A 16788-nucleotide genomic window follows, 5' to 3' on the forward strand; every position below is an offset into this window, starting at 1 on the left:
AAAACACCCCGGCGTGGTGGTCACCACGCCGGGGCGTCTGTCGATGTGCGGGTCGGGTCACTCGTGGGTCGTGCCGCCCTCGTTGCCCTCGTAGCCGCCCTCGCGCTCGATGATCGGCGACGGAGGGGCCGCCGGGGTGAGCGGCACGGCAATCGGCGCCTGCCCGGTGACCGTGTTGCCGTTGCCGAAGTCGAAGGTCACGACGACGTTCTGCCCGGAGCGCAGCGCCTCGGTCAGGCCGATCAGCCGGAGCTGGGTGGTGGACTCGGAATTGAACTGCACGTAGCTCAGCGGCGCCAGCTCGATCCGGGCCGGCTGACCCGGGGCGGAAGGGCTGGCCGAACCGGACGCCCGCGCCGACTCCGGGGCGGACGGGGTGGCCGAGGACGATCCGGTCTCGGACGGCGTCACCGACGGGCTCGGCGATCCGGACGTCGAGTTCGACGGGCTGGCCGAACCGGACGGCGACGGGCTCATGGAGGCGGACTCCGAGGCGGACGGCGACGGGCTCGCCGAGCCGCCGCTGATCACCAGGTCGCGGGCGCTCTCCGTGGTGACGGTGACCGTGACCGTCTCCTTGGAATCGTTGTAGATCACGGCGCCGAGCCCCGCGTCCTGCCCGGCCTTGTAGCCCTCGGTGCCCGGGTAGTCCACGAGCAGGCCCCGCACCGAGAAGGAACCGTTGTTGGTGGTGAGGCTGACGCCCTGGACCGACGGCTCCTTCAACGCGGTCTCGGCGATCTGACCGGTGCCGCATCCGGAAGCCAGCAGACCGGCTGCCGCAATCCCGGACAGCAACAGGGCCGCCCGCCGGGATCCCCTGATCGAGCGCGTCACGTCGGTCCTCCTCGTCACAATCCCCACCCGGGCCGTACGCCGGGCACGGTGGCCATACCCGCGCAGACCGCGCTCCAGGGTAGTTGGGACTGATCGAGGCCCGCACGCGGACCCGGCAATGCCACCTGCCCGGGTGGCGTTCACACCACCCGACCGCTCGCCACCAGCAGAACCACGTCGATGAGGGCCACCAGCATCACGGCCCGGAAGGCCGCCACCGGCCGCCGGCCGGCCCGGATCGCCGAACGCCCGGCGTACCAGCTCAGCGGCGGCACCACGGCGGCAGTGCCGACCGCCGCCCAGCCGATCGCCGACGGCGGCCCGGGTGGTCCGAGGACCAGGGTCGCGGTCGCCGCGAGGAGGAGACCCGCAGCGGCCACCCGGCTGCCGGCGGCGCCCAGCCGGTGGGGCAGGCCGCGCACGCCGGTGCGGGCGTCGTCGGCCAGGTCGGGCAGCACGTTGGCGAAGTGTGCACCGGCGCCCAGGCAGGCTGCCGCCGTCACCAGCCAGACCGGCGGGGCCGGCTGACCGGGCAGCGCCAGCACCACGAAGGCGGGCAGCGCGCCGAACGACACGGCGTAGGGCAGCACCGAGAACGCGGTGGCCTTGAGCGGCCAGTCGTAGAGCAGCGCGGAGACCAGGGCGAGCGTCAGCCAGAACGCCGCCACCGGGTTGGTGGTCAGCGCCAGCAGCGGGCAGGCCACCGCGGCCGCCGCAGCGGCCCAGGCGGTGACGCGTCGACCGACCGCACCACTGGCGACCGGTTTGTCGGTACGCCCCACAGTGGCGTCCCGTTCGGCGTCCAGCGCGTCGTTGGTCCATCCGACGGCGAGCTGGCTGGCCAGCACGGCGAGCACCACCGAGACGATTCCGGCCGGCCGGTGGCCCACTCCCCAGGCCAGCAGACCGGCCACCGTGGTCACCGCCGCGGCCGGTTCCGGATGGCTCGCTCTGACCAGCCCTAACACCCTCGACGACATAAGGGAAGTCTGGTCGTTACCGAGCAGTCGTGCCACGCTCGGTTCCATGCGAGACGTGGCTGCGGCCGGGGCGTCCACCGGTCCGAGGGTGCTGCCGCGAAACGATCCGCGTCAGTACGACGATCTGGCCGGTGAGTGGTGGCGGCCGGACGGCGCGTTCGCGATGCTGCACTGGCTGGCTGAGGCCCGTGCCGCGCTGGTGCCGCCGGCCACCCGTCCGGACGCGTTGCTCGTCGATCTGGGTTGCGGCGCCGGCCTGCTCGCGCCACACCTGGCCGGCAAGGGTTACCGCCACGTCGGGGTGGATCTGACCCGCTCGGCGCTCGTCCAGGCGGCCGAGCACGGGGTGCGGGTGGTTCAGGGCGACGCCACAGCGGTCCCGCTGCCTGACGGCTGCGCCGACGTGGTCTCGGCGGGTGAGTTGCTGGAGCACGTGCCGGCCTGGCCGCGCGCGGTGGCCGAAGCCTGCCGTCTGCTGCGCCCCGGTGGCGTGCTGGTGCTGGACACCCTCAACGACACGGCGCTGGCCCGGCTCGTCGCGGTCCGGATCGCCGAGCGGCTGCCGACGGTGCCCCGCGGCATCCACGACCCACTGCTCTTCGTGGACGATCGGGCGCTGGTGGCCGAGTGCGCGCGACACGGTGTCGACCTGAGTCTGCGGGGCATCCGTCCGCAGGTCGGCGGCATGCTCGCCTGGCTGTTGCGCCGTGCCCGCGCGAGCCGAACGGCCGCAGCGGTGCCCGCCGGCCGCGCGCCGCGCATCGTGCCGACCCGCTCCACCGCCGTGCTCTACCAGGGCCGGGGGGTCCGCAAAGGATAGTCCGGCCGTGGCGGGGTATGGAACGCCGAGGAGGAACGAGATGACGGTGCACGCGCTCGAGGCAGCACGCCGGTTGGCGCCGCGGTTCGCCGCGCGGGCGGCCGAGCACGACCGGGACGGTTCCTTCCCAGTGGACGACTTCACCGACCTGCGCGAGGCCGGCCTGTTCGGGCTGATGGTGCCCCGGGCGCTCGGCGGTCTGGGCGCCACCTTCGCCGAGTACGCCGCGGTGGCCACTGAGCTTGCCCGGGGCAACGGTGCGACCGCCCTGGTGTTCAACATGCACGCCTCGGTGACCGGCGCGCTGGGCGCGGTCACCGAGGAGTTGGCCGAGGCGCTGGGCGTACCCGACGAGGCGCTGGCCGCCCGCGACCGGCTGCTCAGCGCGGCGGCGCAGGGCTCCTGGTACGCGGTGGCGATGAGCGAGCGGGGCGCGGGCGCGCGGCTGTCCCAGCTGACCACCGCGTACGAGCCGACCGACGGGGGCTGGCATCTCAAGGGCAGCAAGACCTTCTGCTCCGGCGCCGGGCACGCGGACGGCTACCTGGTGGCGGCACGCAGCACGGCCGACCAGTCGGTGGTCTCACAGTTCCTGGTGCCGGCCGGTGACGGGCTGACCGTGGAGCGGACCTGGGACTCACTCGGCATGCGCGCCACCTCCTCCCACGACCTGCACCTGGACGTCACAGTGCCCGCCGACCGGCTGCTCGGTGGGGTGGAGGGGCTTGCGCTGGTGGTCGCCCAGCTGATGCCGCACTGGTTGGTGGCCAGCTACGCGGCCGTCTACGTGGGGGTCGCCCGTGCGGCGATCGACGCGGCGGCCGAGCATCTCAACGCCCGCAACCTGTCCGCCCTGCCGGCGGTGCGGGCCCGGCTGGGTCGGGCGGACGCGGCGACTGCCGCCGCTCAGCTGGTGGTGGCCGAGGCGGCCCGCCGGGTGGACGAGGCGCCCGGTGACGAGGAGACCAACCGTTGGGTGTGGCGGGCGAAGCTGCTCGCCGGCACCACGGCCGCCGAGGTGGCGGCGTCGGTCCTGGAGGCGGCGGGCACCTCGGCGACCCGCCGTGGACATCCGCTGGAGCGGCTCTACCGCGACGCCCGCTGCGGCTCGCTGCACCCGGCCACGTCGGACGTCTGCGCCGACTGGCTCGGCATCGCCGCGCTCGGCGGCGACCCGGATCGTGACGGATCGGCACCGCGTTGGTGAGCCCGCCGCGGGCTCGCACGGAGGAACGACCAGCCGAGGTGGCTGGTGGGACGGCCAGGGGGAGGACAGCATCTGACGAGAGGTGGGGATCGTGTTCGTACCAGTGATCGCGGGGCTCGGGACAGCGCAGCCGCCGTCCGCTTCGCAGGACGAGTTGTGGGAGGGCTTCTTCTCCCGGCACTTCTCCGGCACCACCCGGTCGTTGGCCCAGCGGATCTTCGCCAACTCGGGGGTGACCCGGCGGCAGGCCGCTGTCAATCCGCTGCTGGAGGACGTCTCGGACTGGCCGACGGAGCGCCGGATGCGCCGCTACCAGGTGGAGGCGCTGCCGCTGGGCAAGGAGGCGGTGGGTCGGGCGTTGACGGCGGCCGGGCTGAGCGCCGGCGACATCGGGCTGTTCATCGTCTGCTCCTGCACCGGGTACGCCACCCCGGGGCTGGACATCCTGCTCGCCCGGGACCTGGGCATGGCCGCTGACACCCAGCGGATGTTCGTCGGTCACATGGGTTGTTACGCGGCGTTGCCGGGGCTCGGCGCGGCGAGTGACTTCGTCACCGCCCGGGGGCGACCGGCGCTGCTGCTCTGCGCGGAGCTGACCAGCCTGCACATTCAACCGTCCAGCGCCCGGGTGGACACCCAGCAGATCGTCTCCCACGCGCTCTTCTCCGACGCCGCGGTCGCCGCTGTGGTCGTGCCGGGCGGCTCGGGGTACGCGGTGCGCGAGGTCACCGCCGTCACCGACACCTCGACCGCCGACCACATGACCTGGGACGTCACCGACGCCGGGTTCCGGATGGGCTTGTCGCCAAAGGTCCCGCAGGTGCTGTCGAGGCACGTCCGAGGGCTGGTCGACGATCTGTTGGCCCGGCACGGCGTCACCAGCTCCGAGGTGGACGGTTGGGCGGTGCACCCGGGCGGGCCGCGGATCCTCAACGTGGTGGAGCGGGAGTTGGCGCTGCCCCCGCTGGGGCTGGCGGCGTCCCGGGCGACGCTGGACGAGCACGGCAACTGCTCGTCGCCGACAGTGTTGCTGATCCTGGACCGGTTGGGTCGGGCGACACCGGCGGCTCGGCGCATCGTCATGCTGGCCTTCGGCCCCGGCCTCACCCTGTACGCCGCCCTGCTCGATCGACAGGACTGAACCTCGCCGGCCCGGCCGGTACGCTCAGGGGGTGGATGCGACAGCGGACGACCGGCTGCGCTCGGTGGTGCTGTTCGGTGCTGCGGTGGCCGTTCTGGTCGTCGGCGGCTGGTGGTGGCGTGCCGCCGCGCCAGCGTCGACGGCGGGGGCGACCGTCCCTTCGGCGGTGGCGGTGCCATCGGTCGGGCCGAGCGTCAGCACCCGGATGGAACGTCTCCTCGCGGCTGCGGAGCCTGACGAGCGGGTGACGGTGCGGATGAACCCGAGCACCGGCGAGGTCGTCCGGGTGGAGAGCGGTTCGCGGGTGGTGATCGACCCGGCGACGGGCTCGATCAGCGACATCGAGGGTGATCCTGAGGTGCTCTTCCCCGCGGGTGACCTGCCCCCGTTCCGCGAGACGATCTGGCGAGAGCAGCGGGGCCTCGCTCCTGGCCAGGCACTGACCCGGCAGGCCGGCAACGACGGTGGGCGTTACCTGCTCCAGTACCGGTGCACCCGCCCGGGCACGATGGCGGTTACCAGCACCGGGGCCGAGATCGTCGGTCAGTCGCGCATCGACTGTGACGGCACGATCGCCAATGCCGAGGTGCTGCCCGACGGCGGGCCGTTCCGGGTGTCGTTCTCGGCCGTCGACCGGCCCATCGACATTCAGGCGCAGCTCGTCGCGCTGCCGCTCTAGGCGCGGCGTCAGCCGGCCAGGACGCTCAGATCGTTTCGGTAGGTGTCGCTGGTGCCCAGCTCGGGCAGCACCCGCGTGACGAGGCCGGCCCGGTCGACGAGGAGGGCGGTCGCGGCGCCGGGGCGGGCCGGCTGGCCGAGGAACGAACGCAGGCCTCCGGCGGGGTCGGCCAGGGCGCGAGCCTGCCTCTCGATGGTGGGCCTGGCCGACGGCGTCCGCCCTCCGGTGACGGTGACCACGGAGACGCCGCTGGGCGCGGCTGCCAGGGCGTCGCCGACCCGATCCGGGCAGGGACAGCCGTCCAACAGAATGATCATGGCGGGTAGCAGGCCGCGCAGTGGCACCGGTGCGTCGTCCGCGTCGACCAGGTCCAGTGCGGGCAGCGCCCGACCGACGAGGGTCGCGGGTGGCGACCAGGGGGCCGGGGTCGGCCGGTCGGCGCCGCGGTTGGCGCGGGGCCAGGTGACCGCCAGCAGGCCGGCCAGCGTGGTGAGGACCGCCACCAGCAGGACCACCAGCGGCAGGCCCAGGGCCTGGTGACCGCCCGGGAGGCTGCCGGCCCGGCGCAGCTCACGGCGGATCTGAGTGGCCTCGACGGCCAGCGCGGAGGCGTCGTCGGGAACCACCACGCGGCCCCATTCGGGCGGGAGGCCCGGCAGGCCCTCGGCTGGCCCGTGTCCCTCTGCGTCCGGCTTGCCCATCGGACCTCCTGGAAGCGTCTCGAGAGCTGAGTGCGGCTCGGTCTCCAGGGTCGCGCACCAGGGGCTCCTCCCGCTACATCTGGGCGCGGTCCTGCTGGCCGGGCTACCATGGGAGGAGCGCATAGCCCTTGATCTCGACGTTCTGTTCACCCGTACCGGGCAGTCATTTCCGCGTTACGGAGCGTGTTCGAACCATCGGTTTGACCGCCTGTCAAGCTGAAGCAAGACCTCTCACAGGGCCCCTGAGCTGCGCCAACGGTCAGGACATCGGTGAGACATCGGTGCCTGAGCGTGTTACCCTAGACACAGCGAAAGGGGTTTCGAACCTATGGTTTTCAGTGTCGGCGAGACCGTTGTTTACCCCCACCACGGGGCCGCACTCATCGAGGCAATCGAGACTCGGGTCATCAAGGGCGAGCCTAAGCAATACCTCGTCCTGAGGGTCGCGCAGGGTGACCTGACGGTCCGGGTGCCGGCCGAGAACGCCGAGATCGTGGGCGTCCGCGAGGTGGTCGGCGAAGAGGGCCTCGGTAAGGTCTTCGACGTTCTGCGGGCTCCGCACACCGAGGAGCCGACCAACTGGTCACGGCGTTACAAGGCCAATCTGGAAAAGCTGGCTTCCGGCAACCCGCTGAAGGTCGCCGAGGTCGTGCGTGACCTGTGGCGCCGGGAGCGGGAGCGGGGCCTCTCTGCGGGCGAGAAGCGGATGCTCGCCAAGGCCCGCGACATTCTCGTCGGCGAGGTCGCGCTGGCCGAGAAGAGCACCAAGGATGAGGCGGAGACGCTGCTCGACAAGGTCCTCACCGAGGCCTAGTCCGCACAGCATCGTCGTACCCACTTCGTAGTGAAGAAACCACCGAGGACCGCGACGTGACCGCGCAGCTCAATCCGCGCGGTGACGTCGCGGTCCTCGTGCCTGCGGCGGGTGCCGGCGTACGGCTCGGCCCCGGGCGACCCAAGGCGCTGCGCCTGCTCGCCGGTGAACCGTTGTTGGTGCACGCCGTGCGTCGACTGGCCGCCGCGCCGTCGGTGCACACCATCGTGGTGGCCGCGCCGGCCGCCGAGGTACAGGCCGTCCGCGAGCTGTTGGCCCCGGTCGCCCCGGTGATCGTGGTGCCCGGTGGTGCCGAACGGCAGGCGTCGGTGGCCGCGGCGCTGGCTGCGGTGCCCGCCGGCCCGACGATCGTCCTGGTGCACGATGCCGCCCGGGCGCTCACCCCACCTGAGCTGGTCGAATCCGTCGCGGCGGCGGTGCGTGGCGGGCGTGATGCGGTGATCCCGGTCCTGCCGGTCGTCGACACGATCAAGGAAGTCGGTGCCGACGAGGTGGTGCTCGGCACCGTCGACCGTTCCGCCCTGCGCGCGGTGCAGACCCCGCAGGGTTTTTGTCGGGCAGTGCTCAGCGCCGCCCACGCCGCCGCCGGTGACTCCCTCACCGACGACGCCGGGCTGGTCGAGAAGCAGGGCGTCGCGGTGAGCTGCGTGCCCGGCTCGGAGTACGCGCTGAAAATCACTCGACCGTTCGACCTGGCTCTGGCCGAGCATCTGCTTGCCGCAGCCGATTGACGCGTACCCTCTGCTCATGATCGTTCCCCGGGTGGCCATCGGCACCGACGTGCACGCGTTCGAGCCGGGCCGGCCGTGCTGGGTGGCTGGGCTGCTCTGGCCCGACCAGGACGGCCTCGCCGGGCACTCGGACGCCGACGTGGCCGCGCACGCGGCCTGCAACGCGTTGCTCTCCGCCGCCGGTCTCGGTGATCTCGGTTCCGCCTTCGGGGTGGGCCAGCCGGAGTGGGCCGGCGCGTCCGGGGTGGCTCTGCTGACCGAGACGGCCCGTCGGGTGCGCGCCGCCGGCCTGGAGATCGGCAACGTGTCCGTGCAGGTCATCGGCAACCGCCCCAAGATCGGCGGGCGTCGGGCGGAGGCGCAGGAGGTCCTCTCCGCCGCTGTCGGCGCCCCGGTCACCGTCTCGGCGGCGACCACCGACGGGCTCGGCTTCGCGGGCCGCGAGGAAGGGTTGGCCGGGGTCGCGGTGGCCCTGGTGTACGACGCGTCGGCCGCCTAAGCTCGCCGCGATGTCCAGCGACCCCACCCCCGACCAGTCCGCCGCCGACGGCTACGTCCAGCGGGCCCAACTCCTCGCCGAACTCGGCCGCTACGACGAGGCGGCCGGGGAGCTGGCCTACGGGTTGGCCCTCCAGCCGGATGACGTCGACGCGCTCACCATGCTGGCCCGGGTGCACCTGGCCGCCGACCGCCCGGCCGAGGCGCTCACCGCCGCCGACACGGCAGTGGCCGCCGCACCGGAGGCCCTGCCGCCGCTGGCCGCCAGGGGCATGGCCCTGGCCGACCTGGAGCGCTACAGCGAGTCGGCTGCCACCGCTGATCGGATCCTCACCCTCGGCCCGGCCGACGCGTACGCCCAGCGGAGCGCGGCGGCGATCCTGGCCGGCGCCCGCAACGGTCAGCCGGCGCTGAACGCGGCCTGGCGCGGTGTCGAGCTGGCCCCGCAGGAGCCGCAGGCGCACCTGGTGCTGAGCCTGGTCGCCGCCCGCCTGAACCTGTTCGACCTGGCCGAGCGGGCCTACCGGGAGGCGCTGCGGCTCGACCCACGGATCGGCGAGGCCGGCCACGACGTTGGCGTCATGCGGCTGGAGCAGCGCCGCTGGTCGGAGGCGTTGGAGCACGTCGCCGAGGCGGTGACGGTCAGCCCGAGCCGGATCGACTCGCCACGGACCCTCGCGTACGGGCTGCACCGCCTGGTGCTCTACGGCGCGGGGTGGTCGCTGGTCGCGGCGGTGCTGGTCGCGTTCGCGGCGTCGGCGAGCGACGGGTTCTCCCGCGTCCTGGCGGTGCTCGCCGCCCTCACCGGCGGGATCATCGTCTGGCAGCTCGCGGCTCGGCTGCCCGGGCTGACCCGGACCGTCCTGCCCGCCCTGCTGCACTCGGACCGGGCGATGGCCCTGGCCATCTACGCCGTGGCCGCCGCGCCGCTGCTGCTGCTGGTGTACGCCGTGGTCGGCTCCCCATGGCCCCTGGTGCTGGCCATCGCCACCACGGCGGTGGCCGAGTTCGCGGTGTTCACGCGTACCGCCATCCGCTAGCGCGCCCAGGTCCAGGCATACCCCTCGTCTTCGCAGGAGCTGGCGGCGTCGCAGAGATCCAGCGGGCGGAAGGTGTCGACCATGACGGCCAACTCGTCGAAGTAGTCCGCGCCGATGGAACGCTCGGCGGCACCCGGCTGGGGGCCGTGGGTGAAACCGGACGGGTGCAGGGAGATCGAGCCCTGCTCGATGCCGGAGCCGCGCCGCGCCTCGTAGTTGCCGCCGGTGTAGAAGAGCATCTCGTCGGAGTCGACGTTGTGGTGGTTGTACGGCACCGGGATCGACTGCGGGTGATAGTCGACCTTGCGCGGTACGAACGAGCAGATGACGAAGTTGGGCCCCTGGAAGGTCTGGTGCACCGGCGGGGGCTGGTGGATGCGGCCGGTGATCGGCTCGAAGTCGTGGATGGAGAACGCCCACGGGTAGAGGTGCCCGTCCCAGCCGACCACGTCGAACGGGTGGTGGGCGTAGACGTAGCGGGTCCACCCGCGTCGGTGCCGGACCAGCACCTCGACCTCATCGCCGTCGACGAGCAGCGGGGCGTCGGGGCCGCGTACGTCCCGCTCGCAGTACGGCGAGTGCTCCAGGAACTGGCCGCGCACGGAGAGGTAGCGCTTGGGCGGGCCGATGTGCCCGGACGCCTCGACGGCGAGCAGCCGGACGGGCTGGTCGCCGGTGGGCACCAGCCGGTGGATGGTCGAGGTGGGGATGACGACGTAGTCGCCGGCGACCGCGTCCAGCACGCCGAACGGAGACTCGACCCGAAGGGTGCCCGACTCGACGTAGAGGCAGTGGTCCCCGGTGGCGTCGCGGAACAGCGGTGAGGGTCGGTCGGCGACCGCGTAACCGATCCGTACGTCGTCGTTGGCGAGCAGGTACTGCCGGCCGAGAATGGGGTCGGAACCGCCGGTGTCCAGTTTGTGGGTGCGCAGGTGGCGGGGCTTGAGCGGCAGGTTCGGCACCCGGGTGAAGGCGGGTGGGGTGAACTCGTCGGCGGCCAGGATCGCCGTGGGCGCGTGCCGGTGGTAGAGCAGGGACGAGTCGGAGGAGAAGCCCTCCTGGCCCATCAGCTCCTCGGCGTAGAGGCTGCCGTCGGGCTGCCGGAACTGGGTGTGGCGCTTGCGCGGCACCTCGCCGACGCTGCGGTAGTACGGCATCTCGCCTCCCGATATTTCCCGTTCACCGGCCGAGGGCGTCCGATAATCGGACGCTGTTGTCCGTTCCTCGTAGCGTCCCGTACATTCTTGTTCCGTGTCAACGCAGGTGCCAGCACTCCTGACCGGCCTGGTGGACGACGCCGCCGTCTTCCCACCGGGCAGCGCCGCGCTGCACGACGCACTGGTCGCCCACCGCCAGCACCGCGCCGCCTGGTACGCCGACCTGGTCGGCCCACTGCTGATCCCCGCGTCGGACGTGGCCGCCGGTGCGCTGAGCGGTCTCGTCGACCCGGGCGAGGGCCTGGTGGTCGGGGTGATCGGTGACACCGGGATCGGGAACCTGCCGCTCGCGCTGTCGTTTCTCGCCCCCGACGGCGTCACCGCGCGTCAGGTCGAGGTGGCGGTCGCCAAGCGCGGCGAGGACCCGCTGCCCGGCATCGCCGAGTTGCTGCGCCTGACCGACGCGCTACCGGGCGTGGAAACCGTCTACGCCGAACTGCCGCTGACCTTCGGGCTGATGGGCGCACTGGACGCGCTCGTCGCCGCACGGGCCGACGGGGTGCCGATCGCGGCCAAGTTCCGCACCGGCGGCCTGGCCGCGGAACTCTTCCCCACCCCGACCGAGTTGGCCACTGTGATCTGCGCCTGCCGGGACCGGGGCCTGCCGTTCAAGCTCACCGCCGGACTGCACCAGGCGATCCGACACCTGGACCCGGAGACCGGGTTCACCCACCACGGCTACGCCAACGTACTGGCCGCGACACTGGCCGCCGCTGACGGTGACGGTGTGCGCTCGGTCGCCGAGCTGCTCACAGTGGTCGACCCGCGCCCACTGGTGGAGCGCACGACGGCACGACTGGACGGGCCTCGCCCCCTGTGGGTGGGCTTCGGCTCGTGCAGCATCCTGGAACCACTGACCGATCTGATCCGGCTTGGGCTGGTGAACGGGGGCTACGACGCATGACCTGGGTGACCGGCGCCGACGGTTCGCCGTACGGGGTGACGAACCTGCCGTACGGGGTGTTCCGGCAGAACGGGGGCCCGTCGCGGATCGGCGTACGGATCGGGTCGTGGGTCTTCGACCTCGCGGCGGCCGAGGCCGCCGAGCTGGTGCTGGCCGCCGGCACGCTGTGCCGGCCCGTGCTCAACGACTTCATGGCCCTGGGGCGTCCGCAGTGGACGGCGGCACGGCAGCGGATCGCCGAGCTGCTGACCGACCCGGCGCACCGGGAGGCGGTGGAGCCGCTGCTGGTGCCCCTCGACGACGTGGAGTTGCTGCTCCCCATCGAGGTGGCCGACTACGTCGACTTCTACTCATCCGTTCACCACGCGTCGAACGTCGGGCAGATCTTCCGCCCCGGTCAGCCGCCGCTGCTGCCGAACTGGAAGCACCTGCCGATCGGCTACCACGGCCGGGCCGGCACCGTGGTCGTCTCCGGCACGCCGGTGACCCGGCCGACCGGGCAGCGGGCCTCCGCCGAGGGCCCGGTCACCGGCCCATCGGTACGCCTCGACATCGAGGCCGAGGTGGGCTTCGTGGTGGGCGTACCCAGCGCGTTGGGCGACCGGGTTTCCGTTGACGACTTCGCCGAGCACGTCTTCGGGGTGGTGCTGGTCAACGACTGGTCGGCCCGCGACATCCAGGCCTGGGAGTATCAGCCGCTCGGCCCGTTCCTCGGCAAGTCGTTCGCCACCTCGGTCTCGGCCTGGGTGACGCCACTGGACGCCCTCGCCGACGCCTTTGTGCCGGCCCCCGACCAGGACCCGCCGGTGGTGGACTACCTGCGGGACGTGCCGCACCTGGGCCTGGACCTGCGCCTGGCGGTCGAGTGGAACGGCGACCAGGTCAGTGAGCCCCCGTTCGCCACGATGTACTGGACCCCCGCGCAGCAGTTGGCGCACCTCACCGTCAACGGGGCCTCGCTGCGCACCGGCGACCTGTACGCCTCCGGGACCGTCTCCGGCCCGGACCGGGGACAGGTCGGGTCCTTCCTGGAACTGACCTGGGGTGGGGCCGAGCCGGTCACCGTGGGCGGCGAGAGCCGTACCTTCCTCAACGACGGCGACACGGTGACCATCACCGCCACCGCGCCCGGCCCGGACGGCACCACCATCGCCCTCGGTGAGGTGTCCGGCACCGTTCGTCCGGCGCGTTGAAGCCGGGGCTGCGGCGCCCAGTACGTCAGCGGCTTCCACTGCCGAGTCGGATTACTGCGCCCCCTCCGGAGCGCTCTGACCATCTGGTCTTCGAGTCGTCTCGTTCACGGGACTCTTGATCGCACAGCGGGTGCGATCAAGAGCCCTCGTTGCGCCGTTGGTCACGCGGATCAAGTCGTCCCACACGGGCCGGGCCCACGCCCGGCCACAGCGGTGGGGCAATCCCGACGCACACGGAGGTAACGACGATGCACGATCTTGCGGGCGCGGTCTGGCGTACCAGCAGCCGCTCAAACGACCAGGGGCTCTGCGTGGAAGTGGCGGACAACCTGGTCGACGTCCATGGTCTGGTCGGAGTCCGCGACTCCAAGGACCAGGCCGGTCCCACACTCGCGGTCAGCCCGCCGGGGTGGACAGCGTTCATCGGCGCCATTCGGGCCGGTCGCTTCGAGCGCTGACCGGCGCTTCGGTGCCGGTCGACGACGACCGGTGCCGGAGCGACCGCCCAATCGGACAGCGTGGCCCCCGGGTGGTGGAAATTCCGCTCCGGGGGCCCCGTCCGGCCCTCACTCCGCGTACCGTCGGGGACACGGGAGGGTGGCATGTCGACGGTGGCGATTACCGGAATCATCGAGGCGCACGCTGTCGACGTCTGGCGTCTGCTGACCGACCTGCCCGGCCGCGCCGCCCGGTTGACCGCAGCCGGCCCGATCGAAGTGCTCACCCCGGGTTCGTTCGGGCCGGGCACCTCCTGGCGCGAGGAACGGGTCCAGCCGGGCGGCGGCACGCTGACCGAGGAGTTCCTGGTGGTCGAGGCGCTCGCACCGCAACGACTGGTGCTCTGCTCCTCCGGCACCGGCGCCGACTACCGCATCACCTGGAGCCTGCGGCCGGTCCGCCGCCGCCGTCGGGGCTGCACCGCGATCACCGTCACCCACGAGGCGGTGCCGACCGCTCCGTACGGTCGGGTGGTGGCACTGTTGCTCGGCGGGCTTGCCGCGCGGGCGGTCGAGGCGGCGCTCTGGCGTGATCTCGCCGACCTTGCCGTGGCGGCCGGTGCCACCGGCTCCGTCGAAGCCGCCTGAGCGCCAGGCCGTCAGCCGTCGCCGTGACCTGAACGGGGTCCGGCCCCCTCCGCTGGGTAGGGTGCCGGGCGGAGGTGCGGCATGAGGTTCCCGAGAGGCCGGCGACGGCTCGCGATCGTGGTCGCGGCGCTGCTCGCGACGGCAGCCGTCGCGGTCGTCGTCCACCGGGTCCTCGCACCGGCTGAGGTGAGCACCGTGGCACGGGCCGACTACCCGGCCCCGGCCCGGCCTGCTGCCGGAGTGATCGGTCGGTTGCCGGTCGCCCCGTTGATCGTCGACGGGAGACTGCGGGTGTACGCCGCGCACCGCCAGGTCTACGCCGACCGGCCGGTCGACGGGCGGTACCGGACCTCGCCGTTCTGGTCGTACCGGCGGTGGCCGGCCGAGCTGACCGGTGTGGTGGCGAGCGGCAGCACTGTGGTCAGCCGCTGGTCCGACGGGCAACTCGTCGCACTCGACGCCCGGACCGGCGGGGTGCTCTGGCGAGCCGACGGACCGGAGCCCGTGGAGAGCACGGCGCCGGTGCGGCGTACCTGGGCGGCGACCGTCTGGGATGCGCCAGGCCTCCAGCTCACCGACCTTCCCGACGGGCGGGTCGTGCTGGTGGTGACCGGGGATGCCCAGGCGCGTGGAGTCGAGCTGAGCGGCGGCCGGGAGCTGTGGCGGGTCGAACTGCCCGGCGGCAGGTGCCGTAGTGATGTCGGCACCAGCGCCACCGGGCTGCTGATCGGTCTGGACACCTGCGCCGGAGCGGCCGCTGTCGAGTTCCGGGACGCGGCGACGGGCGAGGTACGTGAGCGTTGGCGTCCGCCGGGCGGCCCGGACGGGTTTGTGGTGACGCCACTCGGCTGTCGTACCGGTGGATCGGACTGTCTGGGGTTGCGGACCGCCGGGCCGGGTGACGAGGGCGGTCAGGGTTGGTTGTTGACTGCCCGGTCGCCGGTCGCCGCCCCCGCGTTGGATCCGGCCGGTGCCGCGCTGGTCGGTGAGCAGTCAGTCGCCGTGCTCGACGGCGTGGTGGTGGGTCGATCGGCGCGTACGGGCGGCCAGCTGTGGCGGTCCGCGGGCCTGGGCGCGGCTCGGGTACTGGCCGGGCAGCCTGGCCGGGTGCACCTGCTGACCGAGGCGAACGATCTGGTGACGCTGGATCCGGTGACCGGCAGGCAGTTGTCCCGCTTCGCGCTCAATGTCGGCTCGGACGGGACCGGCTGGGCACCCGGGGCGGTGACGGCCGAGGACGGGTTCGTCGCGATCGAGCGGCTCCGAAGGCCGGTCGACCCCACCGGCGACGACCGGCGCTACTACTACACCGGCGAGACGGTGATTCTGGCCGCCACCTGATCGTGGCGTCTTCGGCCTCGGAACACCGAACCATTCCATTCCTTTTGTCGTGAAAGGGTACGTTTTTCACGGTTCAGGTTTCCGGTGGAAGGGGTCGGCGCATGGCCAGGACAGCAGCCAACTACCTCGTGGGCGGCGCGCTCGCCGCCACCGCGAGCCTGGCGTTGGCGGCGTCGCCGGTGCTGGCCGCCGACCCCGCCTCGGCGCAGGGCTTCGGCGTCGTACGGGCCGAGCCGACGACGGGCACGGGAGTCACCTTCGAGATCCTGCCGGCGTCGCCGACGCCGCCCCCGACTCAACCGCCGCCCACGTCCACGCCGACGGCACCACCCCAGCCCACACCGAGTCACGGCGGTGAGTTGCCGGTCACCGGGTCGGGCGGGTCGGTGCTGCTCCTCGCCGTGCTGGGCGCAGCCCTGCTCGCCGCCGGGTGGATCGCCGCCCGCCGGAGCAGGCCGAGCTGACGGGCTCTGGCCGGAGCAGGCCGAGCTCACGGGCTCTGGCCGGAGCAGGCGCTCGGGCTGCCCGCGCGATCATCGGCCGGCCGGGGTGCGCTCCCTCGGGCGGATGGTGGGAGGCCGAGACTGCCCGGACCGGCGGGACCGGCGGGCCAGCATGGCGAGGCCGACGACCAGCAGCAGGCCCACGACCGCCGCGGCCACTGTCCACCCGGAGAAGATCCGGGAGACGACACTGCCCCGTTTCCCGACCTGACCAGCCTCGGGGAACGTGACCTGCGCGGTGACGCTCCGCTTCACCAGGCCGCTCTCCAGGTTCACCTCCGCCTTCCAGGGGCCGTTCGGCAACGTGGTCGGGAGTCGGGCGATGACCTGCCCGGAGGCGCCCGGCGCCAGCGTGACGCCCTGCCCGACCGGAAACGGGCCGGCCCGACTGCCGGCCGGGCCGTCGCTCAGGATGACCGCGCCGGTCAGGTCGATGGCACGGCCTCCGGTGTTGGTGACCTGGACGGTCAGCGACGGTTCGCCCTCGGGGCTGCGAGCCGGGCGCATCTCGCCGATTGAGAAGTCGGAGGCGGGTTCGCCGCCGGGCCCGACGTCGAGGTACATCCGGACTCCGACCCGGTGGACCTGGGTGATCTCGCCGCCGGCCCGAGGCGTCGAGGCGGTGGACGCCCAGACCACCCCGTACCGCTCGCCCCGGGAAGCGGCCGGCGGCACGGTGATGGTCGCTCGGACCCGGGTCTCTGCCCACGGTCCCAGCTCGACCGAGCGCTCGTCGAGGGTGACCCAGGTGGTCAGCTCGTTCTCGGCGCGACCCTCGCCGAAGCGGAACCCCGCGTCCTCCAGGGTCGCCGCCGCCGGGTACACGTCGACCCGACGGGTCTGGTCGGTGCGGTTGACGATCAGCAGTTGCCGCTTGATGGTGGTGCCCGGCGGTAGGTGGTCGACGATGTAGCGCAGCGCCCGGGGGTCGGTGCGGCGCTCGGTCGGGGCTTCCAGCAGCCGGATCCCGATGGTGCCGTCGTCCGGGCCCGCATCCGGTTCGACCGCGCCGGCCCGGGTCGACAGACCCGGACCGGCAAGGCAGAACAGGGCGAGCGCGACCGCGATGACCGACC

General features: G+C 72.7%; 19 protein-coding genes. 14 read left to right on the plus strand and 5 right to left on the minus strand.

The genetic code is table 11. The annotated features are described in order from the left end of the window. Positions 1–57 precede the first annotated feature (57 nt). Entirely contained in the window at positions 58–837 is a 780-nt protein-coding gene (locus AB0B98_RS15600; RefSeq protein ID WP_357363205.1) for a hypothetical protein, read from the minus strand. Between the two features lie 140 nt (positions 838–977). Further along, positions 978–1865 (minus strand): UbiA family prenyltransferase, encoded by an 888-nt coding sequence (locus tag AB0B98_RS15605; protein ID WP_238667196.1) that lies wholly within the window; start codon positions 1863–1865, stop codon positions 978–980. Here AB0B98_RS15605 and AB0B98_RS15610 point away from each other — a divergent pair. The 4 genes from AB0B98_RS15610 to AB0B98_RS15625 all read left to right on the plus strand — a co-directional run bounded on the left by AB0B98_RS15610 (position 1864) and on the right by AB0B98_RS15625 (position 5664). Further along, positions 1864–2637 carry a methyltransferase domain-containing protein gene (locus tag AB0B98_RS15610; protein ID WP_357284815.1) on the plus strand — a complete coding sequence of 258 codons (774 nt, stop codon included), beginning with the start codon at positions 1864–1866 and terminating at the stop codon, positions 2635–2637. The two genes, AB0B98_RS15605 and AB0B98_RS15610, sit on opposite strands and share 2 nt — an antisense overlap. A 40-nt stretch (positions 2638–2677) precedes the next feature. Further along, positions 2678–3844 (plus strand): acyl-CoA dehydrogenase family protein, encoded by a 1167-nt coding sequence (locus AB0B98_RS15615; RefSeq protein WP_357363206.1) that lies wholly within the window; start codon positions 2678–2680, stop codon positions 3842–3844. A gap of 91 nt (positions 3845–3935) precedes the next feature. Further along, a complete protein-coding gene (locus tag AB0B98_RS15620) occupies positions 3936–4985 on the plus strand; it encodes a type III polyketide synthase (RefSeq protein ID WP_357363208.1) in 1050 nt (349 codons plus the stop codon). A 31-nt stretch (positions 4986–5016) separates the two neighbouring features. Further along, positions 5017–5664 carry a hypothetical protein gene (locus AB0B98_RS15625; protein WP_357363210.1) on the plus strand — a complete coding sequence of 216 codons (648 nt, stop codon included), beginning with the start codon at positions 5017–5019 and terminating at the stop codon, positions 5662–5664. Positions 5665–5672: 8 nt separating this feature from the next. Here AB0B98_RS15625 and AB0B98_RS15630 read toward each other — a convergent pair whose 3' ends face one another. Next, positions 5673–6365, minus strand: coding sequence for a hypothetical protein (locus tag AB0B98_RS15630; protein WP_357363212.1), 693 nt, complete (start codon positions 6363–6365; stop codon positions 5673–5675). 328 nt (positions 6366–6693) lie between these two features. On the opposite strand from AB0B98_RS15630, the gene AB0B98_RS15635 reads away from it, so the two are divergent. The 4 genes from AB0B98_RS15635 to AB0B98_RS15650 are packed head-to-tail and all read left to right on the plus strand — an operon-like array spanning position 6694 to position 9469. After that, entirely contained in the window at positions 6694–7179 is a 486-nt protein-coding gene (locus AB0B98_RS15635; RefSeq protein WP_007073334.1) for a CarD family transcriptional regulator, read from the plus strand. Between the two features lie 56 nt (positions 7180–7235). After that, the gene (ispD, locus tag AB0B98_RS15640; protein ID WP_357363214.1) at positions 7236–7931 is read left to right on the plus strand and encodes a 2-C-methyl-D-erythritol 4-phosphate cytidylyltransferase; all 696 of its coding nucleotides are present in this window, start codon (positions 7236–7238) and stop codon (positions 7929–7931) included. A 16-nt stretch (positions 7932–7947) separates the two neighbouring features. After that, positions 7948–8430, plus strand: a complete 483-nt coding sequence (gene ispF / locus AB0B98_RS15645; RefSeq protein WP_357363216.1) for a 2-C-methyl-D-erythritol 2,4-cyclodiphosphate synthase — start codon at positions 7948–7950, stop codon at positions 8428–8430. 10 nt (positions 8431–8440) lie between these two features. After that, a complete protein-coding gene (locus AB0B98_RS15650) occupies positions 8441–9469 on the plus strand; it encodes a tetratricopeptide repeat protein (RefSeq protein WP_238667188.1) in 1029 nt (342 codons plus the stop codon). Here AB0B98_RS15650 and AB0B98_RS15655 read toward each other — a convergent pair. After that, positions 9466–10626, minus strand: a complete 1161-nt coding sequence (locus tag AB0B98_RS15655) for a cupin domain-containing protein (RefSeq protein ID WP_357363218.1) — start codon at positions 10624–10626, stop codon at positions 9466–9468. The genes AB0B98_RS15650 and AB0B98_RS15655 overlap by 4 nt on opposite strands. A gap of 94 nt (positions 10627–10720) precedes the next feature. Between AB0B98_RS15655 and AB0B98_RS15660 the strand changes: the two genes are divergently transcribed. From AB0B98_RS15660 to AB0B98_RS15685, 6 genes are all read left to right on the plus strand, one after another. Continuing rightward, positions 10721–11590, plus strand: a complete 870-nt coding sequence (locus AB0B98_RS15660; protein WP_357363220.1) for a hypothetical protein — start codon at positions 10721–10723, stop codon at positions 11588–11590. Next, on the plus strand, positions 11587–12783 hold the full coding sequence (fahA, locus tag AB0B98_RS15665; protein ID WP_238667185.1) for a fumarylacetoacetase: 1197 nt from the start codon (positions 11587–11589) through the stop codon (positions 12781–12783). The genes AB0B98_RS15660 and fahA overlap by 4 nt, the downstream gene beginning before the upstream one ends. Positions 12784–13031: 248 nt before the next feature. Then, complete coding sequence (locus AB0B98_RS15670) at positions 13032–13241, plus strand: DUF397 domain-containing protein (RefSeq protein ID WP_030327888.1); 210 nt, start codon at positions 13032–13034, stop codon at positions 13239–13241. A gap of 144 nt (positions 13242–13385) precedes the next feature. Next, the gene (locus tag AB0B98_RS15675; RefSeq protein WP_091403139.1) at positions 13386–13868 is read left to right on the plus strand and encodes an SRPBCC family protein; all 483 of its coding nucleotides are present in this window, start codon (positions 13386–13388) and stop codon (positions 13866–13868) included. Between the two features lie 81 nt (positions 13869–13949). After that, entirely contained in the window at positions 13950–15209 is a 1260-nt protein-coding gene (locus AB0B98_RS15680; protein WP_357363222.1) for a PQQ-binding-like beta-propeller repeat protein, read from the plus strand. Positions 15210–15310: 101 nt separating this feature from the next. Further along, complete coding sequence (locus tag AB0B98_RS15685) at positions 15311–15673, plus strand: LPXTG cell wall anchor domain-containing protein (RefSeq protein ID WP_357363224.1); 363 nt, start codon at positions 15311–15313, stop codon at positions 15671–15673. A 69-nt stretch (positions 15674–15742) separates the two neighbouring features. On the opposite strand, the gene AB0B98_RS15690 is transcribed toward AB0B98_RS15685, so the two are convergent. Beyond that, positions 15743–16537 (minus strand): hypothetical protein, encoded by a 795-nt coding sequence (locus tag AB0B98_RS15690; protein WP_357363226.1) that lies wholly within the window; start codon positions 16535–16537, stop codon positions 15743–15745. Positions 16538–16788: the final 251 nt, after the last annotated feature.

This window comes from Micromonospora sp. NPDC048947 (assembly GCF_040649495.1).
In the GTDB taxonomy this organism is placed as follows: domain Bacteria; phylum Actinomycetota; class Actinomycetes; order Mycobacteriales; family Micromonosporaceae; genus Micromonospora; species Micromonospora alfalfae.

What these genes read in the sequence shown, in the direction of transcription:
- AB0B98_RS15605 (WP_238667196.1), bottom strand. Translation starts at nt 1,865, where the DNA reads ATGGAACCGAGCGTGGCACGACTGCTCGGTAACGACCAGACTTCCCTT.
- AB0B98_RS15675 (WP_091403139.1), top strand. Translation starts at nt 13,386, where the DNA reads ATGTCGACGGTGGCGATTACCGGAATCATCGAGGCGCACGCTGTCGAC.
- fahA (WP_238667185.1), top strand. Translation starts at nt 11,587, where the DNA reads ATGACCTGGGTGACCGGCGCCGACGGTTCGCCGTACGGGGTGACGAAC.
- AB0B98_RS15680 (WP_357363222.1), top strand. Translation starts at nt 13,950, where the DNA reads ATGAGGTTCCCGAGAGGCCGGCGACGGCTCGCGATCGTGGTCGCGGCG.
- AB0B98_RS15685 (WP_357363224.1), top strand. Translation starts at nt 15,311, where the DNA reads ATGGCCAGGACAGCAGCCAACTACCTCGTGGGCGGCGCGCTCGCCGCC.
- AB0B98_RS15615 (WP_357363206.1), top strand. Translation starts at nt 2,678, where the DNA reads ATGACGGTGCACGCGCTCGAGGCAGCACGCCGGTTGGCGCCGCGGTTC.
- AB0B98_RS15610 (WP_357284815.1), top strand. Translation starts at nt 1,864, where the DNA reads ATGCGAGACGTGGCTGCGGCCGGGGCGTCCACCGGTCCGAGGGTGCTG.
- AB0B98_RS15635 (WP_007073334.1), top strand. Translation starts at nt 6,694, where the DNA reads ATGGTTTTCAGTGTCGGCGAGACCGTTGTTTACCCCCACCACGGGGCC.
- AB0B98_RS15630 (WP_357363212.1), bottom strand. Translation starts at nt 6,365, where the DNA reads ATGGGCAAGCCGGACGCAGAGGGACACGGGCCAGCCGAGGGCCTGCCG.
- ispF (WP_357363216.1), top strand. Translation starts at nt 7,948, where the DNA reads ATGATCGTTCCCCGGGTGGCCATCGGCACCGACGTGCACGCGTTCGAG.
- AB0B98_RS15655 (WP_357363218.1), bottom strand. Translation starts at nt 10,626, where the DNA reads ATGCCGTACTACCGCAGCGTCGGCGAGGTGCCGCGCAAGCGCCACACC.
- AB0B98_RS15650 (WP_238667188.1), top strand. Translation starts at nt 8,441, where the DNA reads ATGTCCAGCGACCCCACCCCCGACCAGTCCGCCGCCGACGGCTACGTC.
- AB0B98_RS15670 (WP_030327888.1), top strand. Translation starts at nt 13,032, where the DNA reads ATGCACGATCTTGCGGGCGCGGTCTGGCGTACCAGCAGCCGCTCAAAC.